The sequence below is a fragment of the Thioalkalivibrio sp. ALE31 genome, assembly GCF_000377405.1.
Taxonomy (GTDB): domain Bacteria; phylum Pseudomonadota; class Gammaproteobacteria; order Ectothiorhodospirales; family Ectothiorhodospiraceae; genus Thioalkalivibrio.
In genome coordinates this window covers 110,496-136,188 of record NZ_KB905020.1, presented here as the reverse complement: position 1 = coordinate 136,188, position 25,693 = coordinate 110,496, and the positions used below count along the sequence as shown (strand labels likewise).

The following is a 25,693-nucleotide window of genomic DNA, read 5'->3' as shown; positions in this document are numbered from 1 at the left end:
CGATCCGTCAAGCATCCGTCGACCATCGCGCGGGAATTCAGGGCTTGTGGTGACGGGATCCCGACCTCCACTACGGTCCGGGCCCGTCTGGCCCGTCTGGCCCGAGGCCGGCTCAGGCTTTGCCGAGCCCGAACTTGCGCATGCGCTCGACAAGTGTGGTGCGGCGCATCCCGAGACGACGCGCCGCGCGCGCGACCACGTGTCCGGTCTCGTCCAGCGCACGGACGATCATGTCGCGTTCGAGATCGTTGAGGAAACTGCGCAGATCCACCCCCTCCGGCGGCAGTCCACCGGCCAGCAGGCTGGCGCCCGCCGACCCCGACTCGGTGCCGCCGGATGTGGGGGAGGTCACGGCCAGATCCTCGATCCCTTCCGGCCGGACCCGGGGGGGCAGTTGTGCGAGGTCCACCGGCAGGTCGGGATACATGATCGCCAGCTGTTCCAGCAGATTGGCCAGCTCGCGGATATTGCCGGGCCAGTTGAGCTGCCCCAGGTGCGCGACTACGGCCGGCGTCAGGTGGGCCGGGGTCATGCCCTGCTCGCGCAGCCGTTCTTCCAGCGCGCTGATCAGTTGCGGCATATCGCTGGTGCGTTCGCGCAGGGGCGGCAATTCGATGGGGAACACGCTGAGGCGGAAGAACAGATCCTGGCGGAAGCTGCCATCCGCCACCGCGTCATCCAGGTTGCGATGGGTGGCGGCAATGATCCGGGCCCGCGCCGGGAGCGACTTGTTGGAACCCACACGCTCGAAGACGCGCTCCTGCAATACGCGCAGCAGCTTCACCTGCATCGGCAACGGCATGTCGCCGATCTCGTCCAGGAACAGCGTGCCGTCCTCGGCCAGTTCGAAACGCCCCGCGCGGGCCGTGAAGGCGCCGGTGAAGGCGCCCTTCTCGTGCCCGAACAGCTCGCTCTCCAGCAAGTCTCCGGGGATCGCGCCGCAGTTCACCGCCACGAACGGCTTGTCCGCCCGGTCCGAGGCGTTGTGGATGGCGCGGGCCACCACCTCCTTGCCCGAGCCGGTCTCGCCCAGGATCAGCGCGGTGGCGTCGGTGCGGGCCACCTGGCCCACCAGGCGCTTGACCGCCTGCATGGTCGGATGCGACCCGACCAGCCCGGGCATGTCGTCGTATCCCGGCTCGCGGCCGAACCGAAGCCACTGCAGGACCTGCGAAACCCGCGCGATGGAAAGCGGGTGCTCCACCACGCAGTCCACCCCTTCGCCCTGGACCTCGCCCCGTCGGTAGGCTGCACGACCACCGCGGCGTCTTCCGTTCGTGCATCCTGCAGCCGGGCGGACAGCTCGGCGGCGGGTCCACAAAGCCAGATCGCGGCGGGGGCGACGTTCTCGAAGGTGCCAGTGGCCGGCTGATGCTCGGCCTCGCAGCCCAGGCAGTTCAGGATCGCCCGGGTGGCATCCGTCGTGCCCGAGTCACCGCTGAGTGCAATACGCATCGCCTGTTGCTGTTCGCCCGGATCCCGCATACCGCTGTGCCCCGATGTTCGCGACCGGATGTGGCAACGGGTGACGCCCGGCCCGCATCCGATGATGTGATCGAGTTCGCAGTATCCTGTCTAATTGCGATTGCCGTCAACTTTCTGGCGTTTCTCCGCCACCTCGCGGCGGTGCAGGCGGAAGATCCACCGCCCGAGCGCCTCTTCCAGAGGCCCCTCGACCCCCGTCCAGCGAGTCATTTGCTGGCCTCCGCGGGTTGTCGGAGTCTCGACACCCAGGACGCAGGGCTGCGGCAGCAAGCGGCTCAGATAGACCTCCACCCGCTCGCAATCCTCGGGCAGCGTGCCCGCGGGCAGCACCATGCCACGCCCGCTGAGTACCAGCTCGACCGGGTCCGGGCGTTCCGGGTGCAGCGACTCCGCCACCAGATGCAGCAGCAGGTCCAGCTTGTGTTCCAGGCGCTGCACCTCGGGGGCGCCCTCGTCCTCGTGGGGCATCGCTCCGCGCGGGTGTGCGTCGTCGAACAGGTCGAGGCTCTCGATCAGGCGCTGCGCCAGCACGGGGTCCGTAACCGGGCGTTGCGACGGGCCGATCATGAGGGTCGTCGTAACCCGCAGGTCCTCCCCGAGGAATTCGTCCTTGCTGGCGTCATCCATGTCCGTACCCGCCTCGTCTGTCCGCCGACCAAATGCCTTCGTTATAGACCATCGGCCCGGCGCGCTTCAGCCGACGAATGCGCGCGCATTGCGGAACAGCCGCAGCCACGGTCCGTCCTCGCCCCAGTCCGCCGGGTGCCAGCTGTGCTGCACGGTCCGGAACACGCGCTCCGGGTGTGGCATCATGATCAGCGCGCGACCGTCCTCGCTGGCAAAGCCCGTGGCGCCGCCCACGGAGCCATTGGGGTTGGCCGGGTACTGCGACGCCGGCGTGTCATCGGCCTCCACATAGCGCAGCGCGGCCTGGTCGTGGATCGGCACCCCGTCGGCATAGTGGGTACGCCCCTCCCCGTGCGACACCGCCACCGGCAGCACCGAGCCGGCCATGCCCTCCAGCAGGACCGCCGGGCCCGGTTCGATCCGCACCTGGGACAGGCGCGCCTCGAACTGCTCGGAACGGTTGCGCACGAAGCGCGGCCAGTGGCCCGCCCCCGGAATCAGCGGGGCCAGGTGGGACAGCATCTGGCAGCCATTACAAACCCCCAGGGTGAAGGTCTCGGGGCGTTCGAAGAACGCCTGGAAGGCATCCCGCAGCGCCGGGTGGTTGAGGATGGTCTGCGCCCAGCCACCCCCGGCACCCAGCACATCGCCGTAGGAGAACCCGCCGCAGGCGGCCACGCCCTGCATCGAACCCAGATCCTGGCGACCGTCCAGCAGGTCGGTCATGTGCACGTCCACCGGGGCAAACCCCGCGCGCTCGAAGGCCGCCGCCATCTCCAGCTGCCCGTTAACCCCCTGCTCGCGCAGGATCGCGATTCGGGGGCGTTCGCCGCGCGCGATCATCGGCGCGGCCACGTCCTCGGCGGGATCGAAGGTGACCCGCGGCTGCAGGCCGCCGTCGGCGTCCACCCGGGCGAGCTCCTCGTCGGCGCACTCCGGATCGTCCCGCAGCCGCTGCATCCAGGCCGAGGTCTCCTGCCAGTGGCGCTGCAACGCCGCGCGCGTGGCGGAGAAGGCCTCCTGGTCGCCATGGCGGATCACCACGCGCTCGTCGTCGGTCCGTCGGGCCACCGGAAGCAGATGCGCCTCCAGGCCAGCCTCCGCCATCGCGTCGCGCAGGGCCGATTCGGCACCGGGCGCGACCTGCACCACGGCGCCCAGCTCCTCGTTGAACAACCACGCCCCCGGCGCTTGACCCTCCGGGACCGCGATCTCCAGCCCGCAACGCCCGGCAAAGGCCATCTCCAGCAGGGTCGTGATCAGGCCGCCGTCGGAGCGATCGTGATAGGCGCGCAGCAGGCCGTTGCGACGCAGGGTCGTAATGGCCTCGAAGAAGGCGCGCAGGCGTGCGGCATCGACCACGTCCGGCGGGGTCGCGCCGACCTGCCCGTAGGCCTGGGCCAGGGCGGAGCCGCCCAAGCGGCCATGGCCCTCCCCCAGATCGATCAGCCAGAGCCGGTCATCGGCCTCCGGGTCGGGCTGCGGCGTCAGCGTCCGGCGCGCATCGGCCACCGGGGCAAACCCGGATACGATCAGCGATACCGGCGCGTGCATGTGCCGCGCCTGCCCGTCCGCGGTCTCCCAGACCGTCCGCATGGACAGCGAATCCTTGCCCACCGGGATCGAGATGCCCAGTGCCGGGCACAGGTCCTCCGCGATCGTGCGGACGGTGTCGAACAGGTTGGCGTCCTCCCCGGGCACGCCGGCCGCGGCCATCCAGTTGGCGGACAGACGGATCGCGTGCGTACCGTCGATATCCGCCGCCGCCAGATTGGTCACCACCTCCCCGATCGCCATACGCCCGGAGGCCGGGGCCGACAGGATCGCCAGCGGCGTGCGCTCGCCCATGGCCATCGCCTCGCCGGTATAGCCGTCGAAGTCGGTCAGCGTCACCGCGCAATCCGCCACGGGGACCTGCCACGGCCCCACCATCTGATCGCGTGCGACGAGGCCGCCCACGCTGCGGTCCCCGATGGTGATCAGGAAGTGCTTCGCGGCCACCGACGGCATGTGCAGCACCCGTTCCAGCGCCTCGGCGAGTGGCCAGGCCTCGGCATCGAACGCCGTTTCCGGCGGTAGCAGGCGCCGGTCCTCGCGCGTCATCCGCGGCGTCTTGCCCAGCAGCATGCCCATGGGCATGTCCACCGGCGGTTCGTGGAACAGGCTGTCCTCGACCTTCAGGTGGCCCTCGTCGGTCGCCCGGCCCACCACCGCGAACGGCGCGCGTTCGCGCGCGGCCAGGGTGCGGAAGGTCTCGAGATGCTCGGCGGCGATCGCCAGGACGTAGCGTTCCTGCGCCTCGTTGCACCACAGCTCCATCGGCGACAGGCCGGGCTCCGCGGTCGGCAGGTCCCGGAGCTGGATCACGCCCCCGCGCCCGGCGTCGTCGAGGATCTCCGGGATCGCGTTGGACAGCCCGCCGGCGCCCACGTCGTGGATCGACAGGATCGGGTTGCCCGCCCCCAGGGCCGTGCAGCGATCGATCACCTCCTGGCAGCGGCGCTCCATCTCCGGATTGCCGCGCTGTACCGACGCGAAATCCAGTTGCTCGGAGCTCGCGCCACTGGCCATGGACGAGGCCGCCCCGCCGCCCAGGCCGATCAGCATGGCCGGACCGCCCAGCACCACGATCGGGGTCCCCGCCGGCACATCCTGCTTGTGCACGTGCTCGCCACGAATCGACCCGACCCCGCCGGCCAGCATGATCGGCTTGTGGTAACCGTACAGCGTCTCGCCACCCGCCGGATTCGGCAGCGCCATCTCCAGCGTACGGAAGTATCCGGCCAGCGCCGGACGGCCGAACTCGTTATTGAAGGCCGCCGCGCCAATCGGGCCATCCAGCATGATCTGGCGCGCGCTCTCGATGCGCCCGGGCCGGCCGAAGTCGCGCTCCCAGGGCTGCTCGCGGCCCGGGATCCGCAGGTTCGATACGGAGAAGCCAGTAAGCCCTGCCTTCGGCTTGGAGCCTTGCCCGGTGGCGCCCTCGTCGCGGATCTCGCCCCCGGAACCCGTCGCGGCGCCGGGGAACGGCGAGATCGCGGTCGGGTGGTTGTGGGTCTCCACCTTCATCAGGATCGGCAGATCCAGCGTTTCACGTCGGTATTCACCGGTGATCGCATCCGGCATCAGGCGCACGCCCGTGTGACCGGCGATCACCGAGGCGTTGTCGCTGTAGGCCGACAACACCCCCTCGGGATGGCGCGCATGGGTCTGGCGGATCATCCCGAACAGCGTGCGTTCGTCGGCCTCGCCATCCAGCACCCAGGCGGCATTGAAGATCTTGTGCCGGCAGTGCTCCGAGTTCGCCTGCGCGAACATCATCAGCTCGGCGTCGGTCGGAGCACGCCCCAGCGCGGAGTATCCGTCCGCCAGGTAGTCGATCTCGTCCGGGGACAGCGCCAGTCCCAGCTCCCCGTTCGCGCGCTCCAGGGCGGCGCGGGCGTCCTCGCCCAGCTCCACGCGCGCCAGCGAGCGCGGCGTCTCGCTGTGAAAGAGCTGTGCCGCGGCCGCGGGATCCTCGATCACCGCCTCGGTCATGCGGTCGTGCAGCAGCGCGGCCAGCGACTCCAGGTCCGCGCCGGCCGCCGCGTCGCCCCCGATCTGCCAGTGAATGCCGCGCTCGATCCGTTCGACCGCGTCCTCCAGCCCGGCGTGATGGGCAATCTCGGTGGCCTTTGACGACCACGGGCTGATCGTGCCGAAGCGCGGGATCACCACCAGCTCCCGCTGCACGGCGAACTCGGGCGCCACCCAGATCTCGCCCTCGCGCAGCAGGCGCGTCAGCACTGCCTCCTCGTCCGGCGTCAACCGCCGCCGGGTCTCCACGAAATAGACAAACCGCGCGGCCAGCGGGCCCGCGCCCGGTACGCTTGCCCGCAGCCCTGCCTCCAGAGCCCGCAGCCGAAACGGCGAGACCGCCGCGCCCCCTTCCACAACCCGCATTGCGCTTCCTCGAACCGGACGTGCCAAAAGCAGCGCATTGTACCGGACCCGCCCCCCGCGCGGGACCTGCCAACCCGGCGCATCTGCCCCATTCGAAGCCGAAGTACGGCATTTTCACCACGAAGCACACGAAGGCACGAAGAAGTTCAAGGGCGACCCGCGGGAAGCCAGGAAGCTAGCGCAGGTCATCTCATAGATGCCCCGGCCCCGCGGACCGGTCCATTCCAGAGCAAATTATCCAAACCCTTCCCAAGCGCCCCGTCTTCCTGTAGACCGCTCTTGACCTGGCCCTCCTTCGTGCCTTCGTGAGCTTCGTGGTGAACCCGCCCTTGACCTTCTACCCACCGATGAATCACATGGCCGGGGAACTTCGGATGCGCTACCATGTCCATGACAGTACTTGGGGGCGACTTGGCTTCGACGCGGGTCGCGAAACCTGAGGTGCATGCCGAGGCTGTAGTGGACCTCGTAAAAACCGCTGCAAAAAAATAGTTGCCAACGACGACAACTACGCACTCGCCGCTTAAAAACCGGTAGATGCCGTCCGACTGGAGCCGTGCTTATGCGTCCAGTATCGGGCGTCGACTCTCATAAGCTCGTGGTGAAGCGCGCCCGGCGTGGATCCATTAAAACTCAACCGGGATCGCCAGCTGCATTCCCTGCCTGTCGGGTAGTAGCTGGTTAAACTCAAAGACAGAATAAGCATGTAGAGCCGAAGGCGGAGGTCCTGCGGACGCGGGTTCGATTCCCGCCGCCTCCACCAAATTAGACCGACCAATCAAGCGCCTGCGGGCGCTTTTTTGTTTGCATTCGAGGTAGATGCATGGCCGTGTACCAGGACACCCTGACCCAGCAGACCCGCGGCCGCGGCACGCTGAACATCACCCAGGCCGTGGAGCACATCGTCCGCGCCTCCGGCATCACCACCGGCACCTGCCACGTCTTCCAGCACCACACCAGCGCCTCGCTGCTGGTCACGGAGAACGCCGATCCCGACGTCCGCCACGACCTGGAAACCCTGATCGCCCGCATGGCCCCGGACGGCGACCCCGCCTACCGCCACGACATGGAAGGCGACGACGACATGGCGGCCCACGCCCGGGCCATGCTCACACACAACGACCTGACGCTCCCGGTCGGCCAGGGGCGGCTGATCCTCGGCACCTGGCAGGGCGTCTTCCTGTGGGAACACCGCTATGCCGCCCACACGCGCCGGCTGACCATTACCGTGCAGGGCGAATAACGCCCGACTCAGTCGCGCTGCACGTGGACCGTGATCTCCTCGCGGTCGTGGTAAAGCTGTCGCGCCTGCATCCGGTGGGCGATCCGGGCGTCCAGCAGGCGCTCCTCGATATGGTCCAGGCACTGGTCCACCGTCTGCCAGCGCCGTTTCATCGGCAGCTTCAGGTTGAAGATCGCCTCGCGACACCAGCCCGCCTCCAGCCAGTCCGCCATGCGCGCCGCCACGCGCCCCGGCTTGTCGACGATGTCGCAGACCAGCCAGGTCACCGGATTCGGGGGTTCCCACGAAAACGCATCCTCGCGGTGATGCTCCACCTGGGTGGTCGCCATCAAGCGGTCATCCATCGGCCCGTTGTCCACCGCGTGCACGTACATCCCGCGGCGTACCAGTTGCCAGGTCCAGCCACCGGGCGCCGCCCCGAGATCCACGGCCTGCATGCCTTGCGCCAGGCGCGTGTCCCAGTCCTCCCGGGGGATGAAGGTATGCCACCCCTCTTCCAGCTTCAGGGTCGAGCGGCTGGGGGCCTCGCGCGGCGAGCGCAGGTGCAGGATGCCGCCCGGCCACTCGCTGCGCTCCCCCGGCCGGCTCACACCGAGCTGCACGCAATCGCCCGCATGCCAGAAGACATGCAACCGCTGCCCGTCCGCCTGTGCCCGCAGCACCCCGCGCTTGCGCAGTACTGCGGCCAGCGGCCGCTCGACGGCCTTGACCAGGCGGCGCAGCCCTTTCCCTTCGTTGGTATCCGGCATCTCGTGCCAGACGGAATCCACTGCCAGACCGGAGGCCTCCGCCTGCTCGATGATCGGCGTCAGCCGGTCCGCGCGATCCAGCCCCTCGAGGACCGGAAACGCCGGGAACACCTGCCGCGCGAAGATCAGCGCGGAGAACGGAAGCGCCCCCGCGAGCGCCTCGACGGAGCCATCTGCCGGCTCGAAGTGAACCGAGCCGCTGCCGGCGCGCACGCGCGCGAAGCCACCCAATCCCGCCCGCGCCGCGCGGTCGGTCAGCTCCGCCGTCAGATCCGCCTCGAACCCTGGCCGGCAGTACAGCAACAGGCCCGAGAAGCCCGGTCCGTTTGTCTCCATCTCCGGATCGCTCCCACAAAAAAGCCGCCGTGCAGGCAGTGCACGGCGGCTGCGAGACTAACCGGCCCGCTCGCGCGGGCCAAGCCAGAGGGGTCGATCAGCGATCCAGACCGGGATCGCCCTCGACGTTCTTCAGTCGCGGCAGGTAGGGCTTGCCGGGGCTGATGGTGTCGTGCTCGCGCAGGTAGTTGGCGACTACGTCCCAGACCGGGTCCGTATCCAGCGGCTCGTGGACATTCGCCCAGCCGGCGACCACGTACTTCCTGTCCGGATCCAGCGGCTCGCCGTTGATGTGCATATCACTGATGCGGCTGCCCATGGATTCATGCGGATCGATGGTGTACTCGATCCCCGAGGTCCGGACCATGTCGCCCCCCCGGTGGTGATAGGGGTTGGAGTTGAAGATCGAGTTGGCCACGTCCTCCAGCGCGTTCTTCAACTGCTCGCCGGTCATCTCGTTGCGCTGGGTCTCCGAGTAGGTGGTCGCGGTCTGCGTCATCAGCTCCTCGAAGGTGATGGGCGAGCCCGGCAGCACACTCACGCCCCAGCGGAAGCCCGGCGAGAGGGCCACCTCGGCATCCATCTCCTTGATCATCGCGTCCATGATCACTTCGTCGAAGGTGCCGTTGAAGTTGCCGCGGCGATACAGCACGCCGTCGGTAACCGCCAACTCTTCGCTCAGCTTGTCCTCGTAGGGCTCGCGAACCTTGCGGATATGCTCTTCCATCTCCGCGTCCGCCTCGATCAGGTTGGAGAACACCGGCAGCAGCGTGAACTTGTAGTCGCGGATGCCGCTGTCGGTCACATCCAGGTCCATCACGCCCACGAACTTGCCGTTGGAACCGGCGTTGGTCACCAGGGTCCGCTCGCCGCCGGCATTCTCGATCTCCATCGCCCCGGGCACGGCATCGTGGGTGTGGCCACCCAGGATCACGTCCACGTCGCGCAGGCGGCGGGCCATCTCCATGTCCGTGACCATGCCGTTGTGCGACAGGATCGCGACCACCTTGGCGCCCTTCTCGCGGCACTCGTCGATCATGCGCTGCATGTTGTCGTCGCGGATGCCGAAGCTCCAGTCCGGGAACATGTAGTCGGGGTTGGCCACCGAGGTATACGGAAAGGCCTGGCCGATCACCGCCACCGGGACCCCGTTCATCTCGCGGATGGTGTAGGGCTCGAAGACCGGGTCGCCCCAGTCGCGATCCTCGATGTTCTGCGCCAGGAACTCGATGTTGTTGGGCTTGAAGTCGTTCTCGATGACCTCCATCACCCGTTCGTCGCCAAAGGTGAACTCCCAGTGGCCGACCATGATGTCCACGCCCAGCAGCTTCTGCGCATCCACCATGTCCTGGCCGTTGGTCCACAGCGACGTGGCCGAGCCCTGCCAGGTGTCGCCGCCGTCCAGCAACAGGGAGTTCGGGCGTTCCGCCCGGAGCTTCTGGATCAGCGTGGACAGGTGGGAGAACCCGCCCAGGCGTCCGTACTTCTCGGCCGCATATTTGAAATCCATGTGCGTCACGGCATGCGCAAGTGGCGTACCGGGCTTGATGTCGAAGTATTCCAGCAGTTCCTTCCCTGCCATCACCGGCGGCTTGCCCTGCATGTCGCCAACCCCGATGTTCACGTCCGGCTCGCGGAAGTACACCGGCTTCAGCTGCGCGTGGCAGTCCGTGTAGTGCAGCAGCGAGACATTGCCGAACTTCGGCAGGTCATACATATCCGCATCGGCCGGTCGCCAGGATCCCTTCTCGCCAGCCCAGGCATTCATCGAGAAGCCGGCGGCGCTTGCGGCCACCATGGCCTCCAGGAACTCTCGGCGTGTCAGACTCATGTCGCTCTCCTTGGTGATCTTCTGGATTTCTCGTCAAACGACGGGGCATTACCGCGGCCCCACGCAGTTCCCGACGCGCAAAACCCATTAATGTTCCGCCAGAGCCGGCCAAGCGAGCCTGCGATAACCACATTTTCCCGGACATGGGCAGGAGAAGCGCCCACCTTCGCCACCCCTTCCCGCGAGATCGCGAAACTTTGAATTCCTGAGGAATGCGTCACAGTTCGGCAGGCAATCGACACAAAAAAGCCTGCTATCCGGAGATAGCAGGCCAAGACGCGACATACACCGTCGGAAGCATCCGGCCGCCTGCACGCTGGGGGATCGTGCGCTCCTTGGCGGCCGTTGTTCGGATCCGACGGTTTCAGGCTAGTCAGCCATCCGCCGGTCTTTCTTGATCCAGATCAATAGATCCCCCAATCCGTGGACCCGGCCGTGGATCCGGCCCTGGATCCAGGCCATGCGGCATTAGCTTCAGGCCGCGTACTTGCCCTGGGCCGCCAGCCCGTTGTCGCGGGCGCGCTCGTACACCGTCTGCTGGGCCTTCTCGAAATTGGCGCCCATGTCCTTGCCCCACAGCTCCATCGCCGCCTGCTGCATGCCGCGACCATAGGAGAAGGACAGCGGCCACGGGGCCCCGCCGATGCGGTTCATCGCATCCAGGTGATTGGTGGCGTCGGCATCGCTCTGCCCACCGGAGAGGAACACGATCCCGGGCAGGATCGCCGGCACCGCGGACTCCAGGCAACGCAGCGTCGCATGCGCGACATCCTCCACGCTGGCCTGCTCGGGGCAGTCCTTGCCCGGCAGCACCATGCTGGCCTTCAGGATGGTGCCCTCCAGCAGGACATGATGCTCGTAGAGCGCCTTGAACACCGCGCGCTGGGTCGCCTCGGTCACGCCGTAGCAGGTCTCGATGTCGTGACTGCCGTCCATCAGGACCTCCGGCTCCACGATCGGGACGATGCCCTGCTCCTGGCACAGCGCGGCATACCGCGCCAGCGCGTGCGCATTCGACTCGATGCAGGTGTCGGTGGGCATGGTGTCGCCAATCGTGATCACCGCGCGCCACTTGGCGAACCGCGCGCCCATTTTGGCGTATTCCTCCAGGCGTTCGCGCAGGCCATCCAGGCCCTCGGTCACCTTCTCGCCGGGGAACCCGGCCAGGTCCTTCGCGCCGGTATCCACCTTGATGCCCGGCAGGATGCCGGACTCGTTCATTACGTCGACGAACGGCTTGCCGTCGCGGGTCGACTGGCGGATGGTCTCGTCATACAGGATCGCGCCCGAGATGTACTCGTTGAGCTGCGGCGTGGTCAGCAGCAGTTCGCGATAGGTCCGCCGGTTCTCCTCGGTGTTCTCGACACCGACCGCGCCCAGGCGCTTGCCGATCGTCCCGGTGGATTCATCGATGGCGATGATGCCCTTTCCAGGGGCCACCATCGCTTCGGCCGTCTCTACCAACTGATCGATCTTCATGCCAGCTCCTTGCGTTGCTGCTTGGGAATTTGAAGAGTAGTCACCCACCCCGGGTTCTTCCAACACGGGTCCTTCCAACCCGACAGGCGAAACCCCAGCACAGTTTCCCGAACAGCACGAAAGGCCGTGTTCGCGGCGCACAAAAACCCGCTCAGACGTACATGCCCGCCGCGTACCCGGAGGCCCAGGCCCACTGGAAGTTGTGCCCGCCCAGATGCCCGGTCACATCCACGACCTCGCCAATAAAATAGAGCCCCGGGATCGAGCGGCACTCCATCGTCTTCGAGGACAGGGCGGCGGTATCCACCCCGCCCAGCGTCACCTCCGCGGTGCGGTAGCCCTCGGTCCCCGACGGCCAGACCGTCCAGGGCTGACAAACCCCCGTCACCTGCTCGATATCGGCATTGCTCAGGCGCTCCAGCGGCCGGTTCTCCACCCACAGCTCGCACCAGCGCTGGGCCACCCGCCGCGTCAACTGCTCGCCCAGCACGCTCTTCAGCTCCAGCTTCGGGCGCTGCTCCCGCAGCTCGCGCAGATGAGCGGCCAGATCCATGCCCGGGAACAGATCGATCGCCACCGGCTCGCCCTCCTCCCAGTACGTCGAGGCCTGGAGCACCGCCGGCCCGCTGAGCCCGCGATGCGTGAACAGCAGGTTTTCCCGAAACCCCATGCCCCCGGCGGTCGTCACCGTGTCCAGCGACACACCCGACAGCCCCTCCAGGTCCTCCAGGGGCCGCCCGCTCAGGGTGAACGGGACCAGGGCCGGCCGGGTGGGCTGGACCGCCAGGCCCAGCGAACGCGCCAGGTCCAGCCCGAAGCCGGTCGCCCCCATGCGCGGGATCGAATAGCCGCCCGTGGCGATCACCAGCGACTCGCAGGCAATGGCATCCCCGCCGGCCTGCAGCCGATGCGGCGCCCCCGTGGCCACATCCGTCACCGGTGTATCCGTGCGCACGGTCACGCCGGCCGCCGCGCACTCGTCCAGCAGCATCCGCACGATGTCCTTCGACGACCGGTCACAGAACAGCTGCCCCAGCTTCTTCTCGTGGTACGGGATGCCGTGCTTCTCCACCAGGGCGATAAAGTCCCACTGGGTGTAGCGGCTAAGCGCGGACTTCACGAAATGCGGATTCGCGGAGATGAAATTCTCCGGCTCGCAGTACATGTTGGTGAAGTTGCAGCGCCCGCCACCGGACATCAGGATCTTCTTGCCCACCCGGTTGGCGTGGTCCAGCACCAGCACCCGCCGCCCGCGCCCGCCTGCCGTCAGCGCACACATCAGCCCGGCCGCGCCGCCGCCGATTACGACCACGTCGAAGTCCACTGTTGCCGGCCCCGGTTCCGTCACCAAACGTTCCCCGAGGCCAGCGGGATGTGACGCAGCCGCCCGCCCACGCTCAGCGCACCCACTCCTTGCGCACCACCAGGGTCTGCGCAATCAAGTCGTGCAGCGCCTGCCGGCGCCGGGTGAAGGCCACCATGATGTAGCCGATCATCAGGATCATCCCGGACAGAATGGTCGCGAAGTGCCGCCCGGTCGCGCGCAGGAACGAGATCCGCTCGCCGTTGAAATCCACCACCCGCAGCCCGAACACCATCTTGCCCAGCGTGGCCTGATACCGGGAGCTGTGCATGCCCGCCCAGTACAGCCAGGCCACCAGCATATTCACCAGAAACCAGGCCACCTCCGCCGGCGGCACCGGCTCATCCGGCCCGCGCACCGCCATCGTCTCCGGGCTGATCACGGCCTGCGCCACGATCTGCGGCACCCCGATGATCACGCCATCCACCAGATAGGCCCCGACGCGGACCCAGAACCCGCCATAGGCCGCGCGGTCCTCGGGCGGGCCGTCGTGCCCACCGGCTCCGGCCGCCATCGCTGCCCCGCACTGGATGCAGAACCGCGCGTCCGGCGGGTTCTGCTTGCCACACTGTCCACATTCCATGATCGCTCGCTCTCCTTTCCTTGAGTGTCTGGGTTAGTGTCCGGCCCCTACAATAACGGCTCGACCGGAAGAATCCGGGTCACGCCGGAGACGAACCGCCGCCACAGCCCCGCCTTGGGCTCGTAACGGTGGGCATTGCCGGAGCCGTCCCGCCACACCAGGCCGCCGGTCGCATCCCGCCCCACCCGGTAGGCCACCTGCGGCCGAATCCCTTGTTGATGCAGCGCCGCGAGCCGCTCCACCAGAACCGGCTCGCGCAGGAACACGCCCGACTCGCTGTTGGTATGCGCCGAGCGCGGATCCAGATTGAACGAGCCCACAAAGGCCTCGCGGCCGTCGAACACCAGCAGCTTGGTGTGCAGGCTGGCCTGCGAGGCATCGATCCCGCGGTCGCGCTCCAGGCGCGCCCAGCGCGGCGGCCCGGTGGGGCGCAGCTCGAACAGCTCCACGCCGGCATCCAGCAAGGCGTGGCGCCGGCTCGCATAGCCCGCATGGGTAAAGGCCACATCATTGGCGGCCAGCGAATTCGTCAGCACCTGAATCCGGACCCCCGCCTCGCTCATGCGCGCCAACTGGGCCGCCCCGTCGCGCCCCGGCACAAAATACGGCGACACGATCAGCAGTTCCTCTTCCACGCCCAGCAGCCGCTCGCCCAGCGCATCCGCAACCCGCGAACCCTCGCCGCGCCCGCGCGCCTTGGCCTCGTCATCCACCACGAACTCGGCCTGCGTAGTCCACACATAGGCCGCCGCATCCGCCACCGGCTGCGGCACGGGCAATCCGTTCAGGGGCTCCATCTGCATCAGGGGGTGGGTGTGGTTCTGTGCCAGCCAGGCGCGCAAGGCCCCCTGCTGCATCGCCAGCCGCTCCGGTGAGGCGTTCTCCCGCGCCAGACGCTCGACCCCGATCGCCCCCGGACTGTTCCAGAACTCCACAAACGAAAGATCGATCTCCCGGACCAGCGGCCCCACCACCACCAGGTCCAGGTCCGCAAAGTTGTAGTCCGGGCTGGCCTCGAAATACTCGTCCCCCACATTGCGCCCGCCCGTGATCGCCAAATGCCCATCCACGATCCAGGCCTTGTTGTGCATCCGGTGGTTCAGGTCGCTGCCGCGGAAGAAGAACTCCGCACTCGCGCGCAACAAGCCCTCGCGGCTGCGAAACGGGTTGAAGACCCGCACCTCGATATTCGGGTGCTGATCGATCGCGGCCAGGGTGGCGTCACGCCCGCGCGCATCGATGTCATCCAGCAGCAGCGACACCCGCACCCCGCGATCCGCCGCCCCCAGCAGCTCGCCCATCAGCACCCGGCCCGCCGCATCGTCGCGCCAGATGTAAGACTGAACCTGAATGCGCTCGCGTGCCATGCGCACGCTCATCACGCGCCAGCGAAACGCTTCCGCCCCCTCGTCCAGCAACCGGAAGCCCGTCTTGCCCTCGTCCCGGGCCGGCGGATGCCCCTGCAGCCACGTCGCCAGCGGCCCCTCGCTCGACGGCGGCTCCAGCCCCTGCCAGGCACGCTCCGGCGCCGGCTGCAGCGGGGCACAGCCGGCCACCAGCGCCAGCAACAGCACCGCCACAAGCCAGGAAAACCAAACCGGATAACGCATCACCAAGCCATCGCCGGACGCGAAGCCCCCCTTTCAAACCCCACGCGAGCGCTCAGCCTGCCGCCTCTACTCGGCCCTGTCGACGCGCCCGCCCGAACCCCGGACACAAAAAAAGCGAGCCGGGCGGACCCTGACTCGCTTTTTTCTACAAACTGGTAGGCGCGATTGGACTCGAACCAACGACCCCTACCATGTCAAGGTAGTGCTCTAACCAGCTGAGCTACGCGCCTGTCGTCTTCGAGCCGCGTATTGTACCGACTCCCCGCCCCCTGTCAAAGCCCATCGCAACGCATCGCCTTCCGGCTTTCCCAGGGGCAACACGGCGCCGCTGACCCGGCCGGTCTGCGCGACAAGCCGTCGCTCAGTCATACCGCCCGGCGAACTTGAACCAAGGGGCTCACCATGCACCCGAAGCGCATCACGGTATTCGGCGGCACCGGCTTTCTCGGCCGCGCCACGGTGCACGAACTGCTCGACGCCGGGCACACCGTGCGCATCGCCTCGCGCCGCCCGGTACTGCCGGATTCTCTGCAAAATCACCCCCGAGTGGAGCACTGCCGCGCCGACATCCGGGACGATGCCGATGTCGCCCGCGCCGTGGAAGATGCCAGGGGCGTTATCAACGCCGTCAGCCTGTACGTGGAGCAACGCAACCTGCGCTTCACCACCATCCACGTCGAAGGCGCCGCGCGCCTCGCCCGCGCCGCCCAGAACGCGGGCCTGGAGCGCGTCGTGCAGATCTCGGGCATCGGCGCCGACAGCCGCTCGCCATCGTCGTACATCCGTGCCCGAGCGCAAGGCGAAGCCGCCGTCCTGCACGAATTCCCCAACGCCATCATCGTGCGCCCCAGCGTCCTCTTCGGCCCGGGCGACGCCTTCCTGCGCAACCTGGCCGGCCTCGCGCCCCTGCCGGTGATTCCCCTGTTCGGCCGCGGCACCACCCGCCTGCAACCGGTACACGTCAGCGACATCGCCCGCGCCCTCACGAGCCTGTGCGCAGACGAGCCGCCCACACACCCCATCTACGAACTCGGCGGCCCGGACATCCTCACCTACCGCCAGATCGTGGCCTTGGTCCTCACGCACCTGGGCCGCAAACGCCCCATGCTGCCCATGCCATTTACCGTCTGGCACGTCCTGGCCGCCCTCGGCTCACTGCTCCCCAACCCGCCCCTGACCCGCGACCAGCTCTACCTGATGCAACAGGACAACATCGCCAACCCCACCCTCGGCACCTTCGCCGACCTCGGCATCACCCCCCACTCGCTCGAACAATCCCTACCCGACTGCCTCCCAACCCATTAACCCCACCCGAAGAAATTACCCGACCAGCCCGCCTCCCCTTGTGGGAGCCTGCTTGCAGGCGAAGCCCCTGCCAAAGCCAGACACAGTCAAAGGCTTCGCGTGCAAGCACGCTCCCACAGCACACTCCCACAATTTGTGCCCCACCACACACCGTCATCCCGCCCGCAGCACCCGCTCGTCATCCCGCCCGCAGCGAAGCGAAGAGCCGGGATCTCCCACGCACGAACCCACCACGGCACTACACACCTCACCCCAAGAGCCGCACCCCACAGGACAACCGCCAACAGAATCGGTAAGGTCAGGCCCAACACGTAAACGGACATGCGTCACATGGATGGACTCGCGGCCCGCCCGGCCCACGCCGAAGAATCCGGCCCCGCCCCCATTGCCCCGCCGGACCAGGTCGAGGCCTTCCTCGACCGCTGGCGCGACACGGGCGGCAGCGAGCGCGCCAACTACCAGCTCTTCCTCACCGAGCTGTGCGCGCTGCTGGATCTGCCGCAGCCCGACCCGGCCAGCGACGACACCCGCGACAACGCCTACGTGTTCGAACGCCGCGTCACCATCCGCAACCCGGACGGCACCGAAAACCGCGGCTACATCGACCTCTACCGCCGCGGCTGCTTCGTGCTGGAGGCCAAGCAGACCGGCAAGGGCCTGCACACCCAGGGGTGGGACAAGGCCATGCTCGCCGCGCAGAACCAGGCCGACCAGTACGTGCGCGCCCTGCCGGAAGACGAAGGCCGCCCGCCGTTCATCGTCGTCACCGATGTCGGCCGCAGCCTGGAGCTCTACGCCGAGTTCTCCCGCTCCGGCGGCACCTACGTCCCCTACCCGGACCCGAGCCGCCACCGCATCCGCCTGGAAGAACTGCGCGACCCCGAGATCCAGCAGCGCCTGCGCCACCTGTGGCTGGCGCCCGACCAGCTCGACGCCAGCAAACACGCCGCCCGCGTCACCCGCGAGGTCAGCGCACGCCTGGCCGAACTGGCCAAGTCCCTGGAACAGCACGGCTTTGATGTCGAACGCGTCGCCCACTTCCTCAAGCGCTGCCTGTTCACCATGTTCAGCGAGGACGTCGAACTCCTGCCCAAGGGCAGCTTCACCGCCCTGCTGGAACGCCTGCAGCAGAACCCCGAACACTTCCCCGACGCCATGCGCTCGCTGTGGGAGACGATGAACACCGGCGGCTATGAAGGCCAGCTGATGCACAAGCTGCAGCGCTTCAACGGCGGCCTGTTCCAGAACATCGACCCCATCCCGCTCAACGCCGACCAGATCGGCCTGCTCATCCAGGCCGGCAAGGCCGACTGGCGCTTCGTCGAACCCGCCATCTTCGGCACCCTGCTGGAACGCGCGCTGGACCCGCGCGAACGCCACAAGCTCGGCGCCCACTACACCCCGCGCGCCTACGTGGAACGCCTGGTCATGCCCACGCTCATCGAGCCCCTGCGCGCCGAATGGAACACCGTGCAGGTCGCCGCCGAGGCCTGGCTGCAGCAGAACAAACCCGACAAGGCCCTGGACGAGCTGCACCGCTTCCACCAGCGCCTGCGCGAAGTCCGCGTGCTCGACCCCGCCTGCGGCTCCGGCAACTTCCTCTACGTCGCGCTGGAACACCTCAAGCGCCTCGAAGGCGAAGTGCTCAACCTCATCCGCGACCTGAGCGCCGGCCAGGCCACCTTCGACACCGAAGGCCTCACCGTCGACCCGCACCAGTTTCTCGGGCTGGAGATCAACCCGCGCGCCGCCGCCATCGCCGAGATCGTGCTGTGGATCGGCTACCTGCAATGGCACTACCGCCTGCACGGCCGCCTCAGCCTGCCCGAACCCATCCTCCGCGACTTCCACAACATCGAATGCCGCGACGCGCTGATCGACTTTGATGCCCGCGAACCCATGACCGACGAGCACGGCGAACCCGTCACCATCTGGGACGGCATCAGCTACAAGAAAAGCCCCGTCACCGGCGAACTCATCCCCGACGAAACCGGCCGCACCCCCGTCTACCACTACAGCAACCCCCGCCGCTCCGAATGGCCCGAAGCCGACTTCATCGTTGGCAACCCGCCGTTTATCGGAACAAAACGAATGCGCGCAGCACTAGGCGATGGCTATGTGGACGCCATGCGCGAGGTTTTCAGGAGCATCGTCCCGGACTCCGCGGACTTCGTGATGTATTGGTGGTGCATCGCTGCACAGAAAGTCAGCAAGGGCGCAGCGCGGCGCTTCGGCTTCATCACTACCAACAGTATCGGGCAATCATTTAACCGAAAGGTGGTCGAATCGGCGCTCTCCGGCAAGAACCCGGTATCAATCGCCTTTGCAGTTCCTGACCATCCCTGGGTGGACACCGCCAATGGCGCTGCCGTCCGTATCAGCATGACGGTCACAGACAGTGGAGCGCAGCAGGGAATTTTATCTTCGGTCGTTTCTGAGCGCTCGGGAAACGACGACTATCGCAATGTGTCCCTTACTTCTCGAACGGGGACAATTTTTTCAGATCTCAGTATTGGTGCCAATGTAAGCTCAGCGATCCCGCTGAAAGCTCCTCTTGGGCTTAGCGGAATGGGGTCGGCACTGCATGGACCGGGGTTTATCCTAGACTCAGGTTCAGCTACGGAGATGATGCAGTCAAACGCATCATGTATTCGCCCCTACCTCGGTGGGCGCGACATTCTTCAGAAGCCTCGCGAGCGCTATGTCATCGACTTCTCCGGAATGTCGGAAGAAGAATCCCGAAAGGCCAATCCAGCCGCATTCCAGCATGTGCTCAACCACGTAAAACCAGAGCGAGACCAGAACAGGCGAAAATCCATCCGAGAACTATGGTGGCGATTTGGATGGGAGCGACCCAAGATAAGAGCTGCCTTGGCGGGTCTGCCACGGTTCGTCGGGACCACAGAAACGTCGAAACACCGCGTCTTCGTGTTTATCGACCGCACTTACGTAACCGACCATAAGGTGTTCACGATCGCGTTGGAGAGCGGGTTTCACCTTGGGGTTCTCCAATCGCGGCTCCACATTATTTGGAGCCTCGCGACAGGCAGCCGATTGGGCGTTGGCAATGATCCGATCTACAATAAGATTCGCTGCTTTGACACTTTTCCCTTCCCGGAACTCGACGACCAGCAAGCCGCCACCATCGGCGACCTCGGCGAACGCATCGACGCCCACCGCAAGGCCCGCCAGGCCGAGCACCCGGACCTCACCCTCACCGGCATGTACAACGTGCTGGAAAAACTGCGCGCCGAAGAACCGCTGACCGAAAAGGAACGCGCCGTCCACGAACAGGGCCTCGTCTCCCTGCTGCGCGAACTGCACGACGCCCTCGACCGCGCCGTCTTCGACGCCTACGCCTGGAACGACCTCGCCGACCGCCTCGTCGGCCGCCCCGGCGCCACCACCCCGCTGCCGGACAAACCCGCCGACCAGGCCGAAGCCGAAGAAGAACTCCTCAGCCGCCTCGTCGCGCTCAACGCCGAACGCGCCGCCGAAGAAGCCCAGGGCCACATCCGCTGGCTCCGCCCCGACTACCAGGCCCCCGAAGCCACCCAGACCACCGCCACCCTGGAAGCCAAACCCGAGGCCGCAGCCGACACCCCGACCGAACCGACCAAAAAGCCCACCTGGCCCAAATCCATGCCCGACCAGGTCGAAGCCGTCCGCCGCCTCCTCGCCATCGGCCCCCAGACCCCCGAAGCCCTGGCCAGCCACTTCAAGCGCAAACCAACGAGGTCGATCACCCAAGTGTTGGCCGCCCTCCAAATCCTCGGCCAGGCACAACAGGCGGGAGAGGTGTGGCGACTAGTTTGAGCCGGCTAGGGCTGAAAACGTCACTGCGGCGTCGGCTGAGTCAAATGGAGAATAAATGAACCTTCTTCCACTCATCATCGCATTTTTGGGCGCAGCATTCGGCGCATATTTTGCTGTATTGAAATCTAGGGCAGAGAGGCTTTGGCTTGAACGCTATGAGACGCTGAGCTCGATTACCCTGTCCGCCAACACGCTCGTCCACTTTCATGAGGCCAATCAGACGGAGACCATGGGCGTTACTGTGGCAACAGCAACCGAGATGCAACAACTCCGAGGTGCCGTAACCAAGACCGCCCCAGAGCTCCGCGACTCCATCGCACGCCTGCAACTACTATTTCCAGCCCACGATGCACAACGAGTTGTTCAGGCCTACCAAGATCTAAATAGCGCAATGGTTGACTTGTACAACAGGACCGAGGAAGACTACATCACTGAACATTTTTCAGACATTGCAAAACAGTCAAAGGCTCTTCTGGAATCCACGATCAATCTGGGCCAAAAACGACTATTCCTTGCAGGATTTCGGTTTTTCGGCATGCGGAGAAACGATCCGCCGCCCCCAACGCCTTTATGAACGTCACGAACGGACCAAGCCTCAGAACCCTTGAAAATCCGAGAGGGATATTAAGCCTTGCCTTTTTGCCCCCCGCATCAAGGGAGAGGCAGAAGGCAAGGTGTGACCCCATGATTCCAGCTCGCCGCCCTCCAAATCCTCGGCCAGGCGAAGCAAAGAGGAAAGGATTGGCAAGTCACCTAAAAACAGCCCCTCGCACCAAGGATTCCCGCTCGCCCCAAGCCCTTCACTTATCTCGACTAGGGAACTCGGGGGTCAGACCTTGCCTTTTGACCCCCCATCAAGGGAGAGGCAAAAGGCAAGGTCCAAAAGGCAAGGTCTGACCCCATGCAAGAACATGATTTTCCAGGCCAGGGACTGAAAGAAAGAGGACACCCACCTTCTTCCGGTTCTCTCGCAGTCATCCCAGCCGAGCGTAGCGAAGAGCCGGGATCGCAATAACGAGGTTCTACCCCGGCGCCGGAGATCCCGGATAAGCGCTACGCGGGTTCGGGGATGACGACCGGCGCGGGATACGAACGAGCCCCGGTGGATACCGTCTTGCCCTATGTGGTGCAAGGGGGCGCGTGACGGGGTAGAGCTCGCCGCAGGAGAATATACTCCCGGACCCGTGGGAGCTCAGCCCCCTGAGCGATCCGGCGCTCGACCCGACACCATCGGCCAGAGGGCTGGCCTCCCACAGCCCAGGACACCCCCGGTAGGTGGCTGCTTGCAGGCGAAGGCTCCTGCCCGGGCCCGGCTTTGGCGGGGGCTTCGCTTGCGAGCAAGCTCCTACCGGGGGACCGTGAGGGCCCGGGGCCCGACCTTGCCTTTTGCCCATGCTTCGACACCCCCGTACGTACCCAGATCTTGTTGGAGGACTCTCCGCGATGAGCCAGGAAGATCCGCGAGGGATGTTCCGATCTTGCGGATTGGCTTCCAGCCTCGCAGGGGCAAAAGGCACGATCTGAGGCCGTGCCGCGTGCTGCCCTGCCCCGTTGACTGCGTTACCGAAACGCCTTGTATGCGCCTTTCATTGTCCGGGACGAGTGGCTATAAGAAGAGTTATCCGAACGCACAGAAACCCGCCAACGCGGAACGACGCATGGGCATGCGTCAGACAGGATTGGAGGCGTCGCCATGGCCACTTCGAGCACCGATGAACTGCTTCGCAATAATGAGCAATACGCCAGTGGCCAGCCGGTCCACGAACCCAGCCACCCCGGCGAGCAGCCCATCCAGCCGTCGCGGCGCGTGGCGGTCGTGGCCTGTATGGACGCGCGCCTGGATGTAGAGGACCTGCTGGGTTTGCAGACCGGCGAGGCACACATCATCCGCAACGCAGGCGGCGTCGTGACCGAGGATGCGATCCGCTGCCTGATCATTTCGCATCACTTGCTGAATACCAATGAGATCATCCTCATCCACCACACGCGTTGCGGAATGCTCGCCTTTACCGACGACCTTCTCAAAGCCGGTCTCGAGGGTGATGCGGCAGCGGAGCAGCTGCTCGGTCAGGCGACCGGTCGCACCTTCGTCAGTACTGGGCAGGCCTCAAGTAGTCCGGCCGCTTTCCACGCTTTTCGCGGTCCGCTCGAACCACTGGATTCGCCGCGCGACGACAACAACATGGAGCGCCTGGCGTGGGACGTCCGGCGGGGTATGTCGGTGATCAAGAATCATCCCTGGCTGCCCAGCAGTGGGCCCGACGCGGTAACGGTGCGCGGTTTCATCTACGACGTCGACACCGGCAAGCTCGAGGAGGTCAGCTACCCCGGGCCGATGGGATCGATCGGCTGACCAGCGCGTTTGGGCATAGGCGTTCGGACCTACGGGGCCAGATCTTGCCTCTTGCCCGAAGCCGACCGGACAGGTGAAACCACAAAATCCAACCCCGCGCCGACCGAGAAAAACAGGGACAGATTTATTTTTCCGCGGCCAAAACGTCATCCCGGCCGGAGCGAGGCGGAGAATCGAGATCGCTGACGCTAACGCCTGCACCGCCGGCCGAGATTGCGGATAACCGGTTTGCGGTTTCCGGGATGGCGTTCAAACGCCACAAACCGTGAGCGGAGGTCTGGTGGCGGCCTAGTTCTTCTTCGACGCTCCACCAGGGAGGTGCAGCAGGCGTTCGCTTCGCCAGACCCGGACAACCCTTACCCGGTCGGGATCACGCCGGTACACGATGCGGAACGGTGGATGGACGAGCTCTCGCAGAAACGGCTGGTCAAATTCAGGCACTACCCTGCCGATGTCGGGGTGGTCGTTCAGGGCCTGAACTCGTTGGAAAATCTCTTGTAACAGTCTCTGTCCGACCTCCGGCACACCTTGCTCCGAGTACCACTCCTGCATCTGCTTGAGATCGCGCAGGGCGGATTCGGCAAACGTGATCGTAATGTCGGGCATATTGCTAGTTGAGACCGAGCTGCGCCCTGGCCTCGTCCATCGAGACTTCCCGACCGGCCTCCAGGTCCGCCAGACCCGCGACGACGGCCCGCATGAACTCCCGCTCTTCCTCGGCCTTTTCGTAATCCGCCACCGACTGAACCACGGCAACACCCCTGCCCCGACTCGTCAGCAGCACGGGCCGGTGAACCTCGGCCACGTGTTTCATAACCCGTCCTGGATTCGTCTTCAGGTCGGTCAGGGGGACCAGGTCTTCGGAAAATTTGATCATCGCAATCCGCTCCATCATAAGCCGCCGTTAGGGCGGACTATAGCACCTGTTAAAAGGGCTATGGAGAGCACCCTGCGGAGCAAGAGAACACCCACCTTCTTCGAAATACCACACTGTCATCCCGGCCGGAGCGAAGCGCAGAGCCGGGATCTCTGACGTCCGCTCCTGCCTTGGCGCCCGAGATCCTGGATAACCGCTTTGCGGTTTTCGGGATGACGTTGCAGGCTGGACGAAAGGACAATTCCTGGAACGATCCGGCCGGTTGCCGCAGTTTGTGCGGTGTCTGGCAGTGGCGGAATACCCGTACGGTTTACGGGACGTACGCGAAGGCGTACTCTTGGTCGAAGCCCACACACTTGCGAGGTGCGCCATGACGGGAATTACGGCTACAGAGGCGCGCAGCAACCTCTACCGGCTGATCGACGAAACGGCGGAATCCCATGAGCCGATTGTGATCACCGGCAAGCGGAACAACGCAGTCCTGCTATCCGAGTCGGACTGGTCGGCCATTCAGGAGACCCTGTACCTGCTATCGGTGCCGGGTATGCGCGAGTCGATCCGCGAGGGCATGGATACTCCGGCGGATGAATGCCACGAGGAGCTGGATTGGTGACATGGAAGTTGGTCTACACCCGACAGGCTCAAAAGGATGCGAAGAAGCTGGCTGCCAGCGGCCTTAAGCCAAAGGCACAGGAACTGCTGTCGCTGATCGCGGAAGATCCGTATCGAACGCCCCCACCTTGCGAGAAGTTGGTGGGTGATCTCTCCGGCGCGTACTCGCGGCGCATCAATATTCAGCACCGGCTTGTGTACCAGGTGCTTGAAGACGAAAGAGTGGTCAAAGTGATTCGTTTATGGAGCCACTACGAGTAACCCGGCTACACGATTCCCCGGAAACTGGGACAGATTGATGTTCTCATGCGAGACGTGACGGCGGACGGCCTGGACGCCGCCCCTCAATGCGACAGCCGATGACCCACTCCACCTCATCCACAAAACGCTGGTTGCCGGTGAGTTGGCCGCGCTGCTGCGCCTCGCGCATCAGCGACAATCGTTACCGGAAGAGGACATCCATCTTGTTTACATGCCGCAGCAGCCCCTCCTCCCGCAGGAGCCCAGGCCTTCGGGCGACGAGGTGCTGGATACGCCCGATCGGCGAGAGGGCTCGCCTCCTACAGTTATAGGGCCCCAGCCTCGAGAAAGAGGACACCCATCTTCTCCCTGGCGGCAGACCGCGTGGTCTCCGGGGCCAGACCTTGCTTTTTTCCCTTGGTCAGCTAAGGAGGCAAGAAGCAAGGTCTGACCCTCTACCACCTCTCTACCACCTTCCGATCAGCGCTTCGGCTCGACCAGGCCCGGGTCGTCCTCGACCGGTCGGTTCACTCGGCTCGAGACGGCGTAATAGCGCAACATCTCCGGCTGAATGCGGCGAGTCTTTGCCCGGATGTCGTCACGCTCGGACAGTCCTGGATCGAGCCAGTCCCACCGACACTGTGCGTCAAGTATCAGCGGTTGGCGGTCATGGATATGTGCGAGTTGATCGTTGGCGGGTTCAGTGATGATCGCGCAGCAGGCGCCGCCGTCGCTTGTTCTCCCAGATGCCCGCCATCATCAGGATGTCCTGCGGTGCGCCCTCGGTCAGGGTGATGTAGTGCGGCTGCTTGCCCTGTTCGGTCTTGCGCCATTCGTACCAACCATCGGCCAGCACGATGCAGCGCCGGTGCGCAAACGCTGATCGAAAATACCGACTGGTGGCGACCGTCTCGGCCCGAGCGTTGATCGGTCGGGGCCCGTCCTCGACGCGCATCGGCCGAAAGCCCCAGAACATCGGCTGGAAGGCCGCTGGCGCATCCTCGCCGGCCCGGAACGCTTCCAGATGGGTGCCGGGGGCAACGTTGTACCTGGGTACGTCGAACCCCTCGTCGACGGGGACCTGGAAGTACCGCATGGCGAGTTCGCTGGTCGCGCTATAGCGCGTCATCCGTCCGCACATGGCTTCTCTCCCTCCTGGGGTCGTGGGGGTAGCAGCATTCTCGTGTGGCCGACCTCGCGATCGCCTCCCAGTGCGGCTCCAGCATCATCACACCGGAAAAT

The 25,693-nt window shown here is 65.8% G+C and carries 17 protein-coding genes, 1 tRNA gene, 1 other RNA gene and 2 pseudogenes; 8 read left to right on the top strand and 13 right to left on the bottom strand.

Annotated features, from left to right (window positions below; translation table 11 throughout):
- Nucleotides 1-112: 112 nt before the first annotated feature.
- The 3 genes and pseudogenes from D103_RS13325 to purL form a co-directional block, all read right to left on the bottom strand.
- Nucleotides 113-1,485: pseudogene (locus D103_RS13325) on the bottom strand (sigma-54 interaction domain-containing protein).
- A gap of 90 nt (nucleotides 1,486-1,575) precedes the next feature.
- A complete protein-coding gene (locus D103_RS0100640) occupies nucleotides 1,576-2,112 on the bottom strand; it encodes a PilZ domain-containing protein (RefSeq protein ID WP_018866242.1) in 537 nt (178 codons plus the stop codon).
- 66 nt (nucleotides 2,113-2,178) lie between these two features.
- Nucleotides 2,179-6,054 (bottom strand): phosphoribosylformylglycinamidine synthase, encoded by a 3,876-nt coding sequence (gene purL / locus D103_RS0100635; protein WP_018875425.1) that lies wholly within the window; start codon nucleotides 6,052-6,054, stop codon nucleotides 2,179-2,181.
- Nucleotides 6,055-6,456: 402 nt separating this feature from the next.
- Between purL and ssrA the strand changes: the two genes are divergently transcribed.
- Nucleotides 6,457-6,817: a transfer-messenger RNA gene (gene ssrA / locus D103_RS13590) on the top strand.
- A 60-nt stretch (nucleotides 6,818-6,877) separates the two neighbouring features.
- Complete coding sequence (locus tag D103_RS0100630; protein WP_018866240.1) at nucleotides 6,878-7,297, top strand: secondary thiamine-phosphate synthase enzyme YjbQ; 420 nt, start codon at nucleotides 6,878-6,880, stop codon at nucleotides 7,295-7,297.
- 8 nt (nucleotides 7,298-7,305) lie between these two features.
- Here the strand turns inward: D103_RS0100630 and rlmM are convergent, their stop codons facing one another.
- From rlmM to D103_RS0100590, 7 genes are all read right to left on the bottom strand, one after another.
- The gene (gene rlmM / locus D103_RS0100625) at nucleotides 7,306-8,382 is read right to left on the bottom strand and encodes a 23S rRNA (cytidine(2498)-2'-O)-methyltransferase RlmM (RefSeq protein WP_018875424.1); all 1,077 of its coding nucleotides are present in this window, start codon (nucleotides 8,380-8,382) and stop codon (nucleotides 7,306-7,308) included.
- Between the two features lie 97 nt (nucleotides 8,383-8,479).
- Nucleotides 8,480-10,213, bottom strand: a complete 1,734-nt coding sequence (gene soxB / locus D103_RS0100620) for a thiosulfohydrolase SoxB (protein ID WP_018866238.1) — start codon at nucleotides 10,211-10,213, stop codon at nucleotides 8,480-8,482.
- Nucleotides 10,214-10,687: 474 nt separating this feature from the next.
- Nucleotides 10,688-11,692 carry a class I fructose-bisphosphate aldolase gene (locus D103_RS0100610; RefSeq protein ID WP_018866236.1) on the bottom strand — a complete coding sequence of 335 codons (1,005 nt, stop codon included), beginning with the start codon at nucleotides 11,690-11,692 and terminating at the stop codon, nucleotides 10,688-10,690.
- 151 nt (nucleotides 11,693-11,843) lie between these two features.
- The gene (locus D103_RS0100605) at nucleotides 11,844-13,016 is read right to left on the bottom strand and encodes an NAD(P)/FAD-dependent oxidoreductase (protein WP_018875422.1); all 1,173 of its coding nucleotides are present in this window, start codon (nucleotides 13,014-13,016) and stop codon (nucleotides 11,844-11,846) included.
- Between the two features lie 73 nt (nucleotides 13,017-13,089).
- Nucleotides 13,090-13,638: an RDD family protein gene (locus D103_RS0100600; protein ID WP_018875421.1), complete on the bottom strand. Its 549-nt coding sequence runs from the start codon at nucleotides 13,636-13,638 to the stop codon at nucleotides 13,090-13,092.
- A gap of 47 nt (nucleotides 13,639-13,685) precedes the next feature.
- On the bottom strand, nucleotides 13,686-15,248 hold the full coding sequence (locus D103_RS0100595) for a phospholipase D family protein (RefSeq protein ID WP_018875420.1): 1,563 nt from the start codon (nucleotides 15,246-15,248) through the stop codon (nucleotides 13,686-13,688).
- A gap of 153 nt (nucleotides 15,249-15,401) precedes the next feature.
- A tRNA-Val gene (locus D103_RS0100590) sits at nucleotides 15,402-15,478 on the bottom strand.
- Nucleotides 15,479-15,650: 172 nt separating this feature from the next.
- Here D103_RS0100590 and D103_RS0100585 point away from each other — a divergent pair.
- The 4 genes from D103_RS0100585 (at nucleotide 15,651) to D103_RS0100575 (ending at nucleotide 22,722) form a co-directional block, all read left to right on the top strand.
- A complete protein-coding gene (locus tag D103_RS0100585; RefSeq protein ID WP_018875419.1) occupies nucleotides 15,651-16,553 on the top strand; it encodes a complex I NDUFA9 subunit family protein in 903 nt (300 codons plus the stop codon).
- Between the two features lie 330 nt (nucleotides 16,554-16,883).
- Nucleotides 16,884-20,369, top strand: coding sequence for a DNA methyltransferase (locus D103_RS0100580; RefSeq protein ID WP_018875418.1), 3,486 nt, complete (start codon nucleotides 16,884-16,886; stop codon nucleotides 20,367-20,369).
- A 55-nt stretch (nucleotides 20,370-20,424) separates the two neighbouring features.
- Nucleotides 20,425-20,943: a hypothetical protein gene (locus D103_RS14145; protein WP_155984729.1), complete on the top strand. Its 519-nt coding sequence runs from the start codon at nucleotides 20,425-20,427 to the stop codon at nucleotides 20,941-20,943.
- A 1,119-nt stretch (nucleotides 20,944-22,062) separates the two neighbouring features.
- Nucleotides 22,063-22,722 carry a carbonic anhydrase gene (locus D103_RS0100575; RefSeq protein WP_018867972.1) on the top strand — a complete coding sequence of 220 codons (660 nt, stop codon included), beginning with the start codon at nucleotides 22,063-22,065 and terminating at the stop codon, nucleotides 22,720-22,722.
- 288 nt (nucleotides 22,723-23,010) lie between these two features.
- Here D103_RS0100575 and D103_RS0100570 read toward each other — a convergent pair whose 3' ends face one another.
- Nucleotides 23,011-23,328 carry a type II toxin-antitoxin system RelE/ParE family toxin gene (locus D103_RS0100570; protein ID WP_018875417.1) on the bottom strand — a complete coding sequence of 106 codons (318 nt, stop codon included), beginning with the start codon at nucleotides 23,326-23,328 and terminating at the stop codon, nucleotides 23,011-23,013.
- A gap of 4 nt (nucleotides 23,329-23,332) precedes the next feature.
- The gene (locus tag D103_RS0100565; protein WP_018875416.1) at nucleotides 23,333-23,617 is read right to left on the bottom strand and encodes a type II toxin-antitoxin system Phd/YefM family antitoxin; all 285 of its coding nucleotides are present in this window, start codon (nucleotides 23,615-23,617) and stop codon (nucleotides 23,333-23,335) included.
- A gap of 352 nt (nucleotides 23,618-23,969) precedes the next feature.
- Between D103_RS0100565 and D103_RS0100560 the strand changes: the two genes are divergently transcribed.
- The gene (locus tag D103_RS0100560) at nucleotides 23,970-24,212 is read left to right on the top strand and encodes a type II toxin-antitoxin system Phd/YefM family antitoxin (RefSeq protein ID WP_018139194.1); all 243 of its coding nucleotides are present in this window, start codon (nucleotides 23,970-23,972) and stop codon (nucleotides 24,210-24,212) included.
- A complete protein-coding gene (locus tag D103_RS0100555; RefSeq protein ID WP_018875414.1) occupies nucleotides 24,209-24,472 on the top strand; it encodes a Txe/YoeB family addiction module toxin in 264 nt (87 codons plus the stop codon). The genes D103_RS0100560 and D103_RS0100555 overlap by 4 nt, the downstream gene beginning before the upstream one ends.
- A 459-nt stretch (nucleotides 24,473-24,931) precedes the next feature.
- Here the strand turns inward: D103_RS0100555 and D103_RS13320 are convergent.
- Nucleotides 24,932-25,580, bottom strand: a pseudogene (locus D103_RS13320) (SOS response-associated peptidase).
- Nucleotides 25,581-25,693: the final 113 nt, after the last annotated feature.

Excerpts from the sequence above, each read along its gene's own strand:
- D103_RS0100640 (WP_018866242.1), bottom strand. The coding sequence starts at position 2,112 with ATGGATGACGCCAGCAAGGACGAATTCCTCGGGGAGGACCTGCGGGTT.
- purL (WP_018875425.1), bottom strand. The coding sequence starts at position 6,054 with ATGCGGGTTGTGGAAGGGGGCGCGGCGGTCTCGCCGTTTCGGCTGCGG.
- D103_RS0100630 (WP_018866240.1), top strand. The coding sequence starts at position 6,878 with ATGGCCGTGTACCAGGACACCCTGACCCAGCAGACCCGCGGCCGCGGC.
- rlmM (WP_018875424.1), bottom strand. The coding sequence starts at position 8,382 with ATGGAGACAAACGGACCGGGCTTCTCGGGCCTGTTGCTGTACTGCCGG.
- soxB (WP_018866238.1), bottom strand. The coding sequence starts at position 10,213 with ATGAGTCTGACACGCCGAGAGTTCCTGGAGGCCATGGTGGCCGCAAGC.
- D103_RS0100610 (WP_018866236.1), bottom strand. The coding sequence starts at position 11,692 with ATGAAGATCGATCAGTTGGTAGAGACGGCCGAAGCGATGGTGGCCCCT.
- D103_RS0100600 (WP_018875421.1), bottom strand. The coding sequence starts at position 13,638 with ATGGAATGTGGACAGTGTGGCAAGCAGAACCCGCCGGACGCGCGGTTC.
- D103_RS0100595 (WP_018875420.1), bottom strand. The coding sequence starts at position 15,248 with ATGCGTTATCCGGTTTGGTTTTCCTGGCTTGTGGCGGTGCTGTTGCTG.
- D103_RS0100585 (WP_018875419.1), top strand. The coding sequence starts at position 15,651 with ATGCACCCGAAGCGCATCACGGTATTCGGCGGCACCGGCTTTCTCGGC.
- D103_RS0100580 (WP_018875418.1), top strand. The coding sequence starts at position 16,884 with ATGGATGGACTCGCGGCCCGCCCGGCCCACGCCGAAGAATCCGGCCCC.
- D103_RS14145 (WP_155984729.1), top strand. The coding sequence starts at position 20,425 with ATGAACCTTCTTCCACTCATCATCGCATTTTTGGGCGCAGCATTCGGC.
- D103_RS0100575 (WP_018867972.1), top strand. The coding sequence starts at position 22,063 with ATGGCCACTTCGAGCACCGATGAACTGCTTCGCAATAATGAGCAATAC.
- D103_RS0100570 (WP_018875417.1), bottom strand. The coding sequence starts at position 23,328 with ATGCCCGACATTACGATCACGTTTGCCGAATCCGCCCTGCGCGATCTC.
- D103_RS0100565 (WP_018875416.1), bottom strand. The coding sequence starts at position 23,617 with ATGATGGAGCGGATTGCGATGATCAAATTTTCCGAAGACCTGGTCCCC.
- D103_RS0100560 (WP_018139194.1), top strand. The coding sequence starts at position 23,970 with ATGACGGGAATTACGGCTACAGAGGCGCGCAGCAACCTCTACCGGCTG.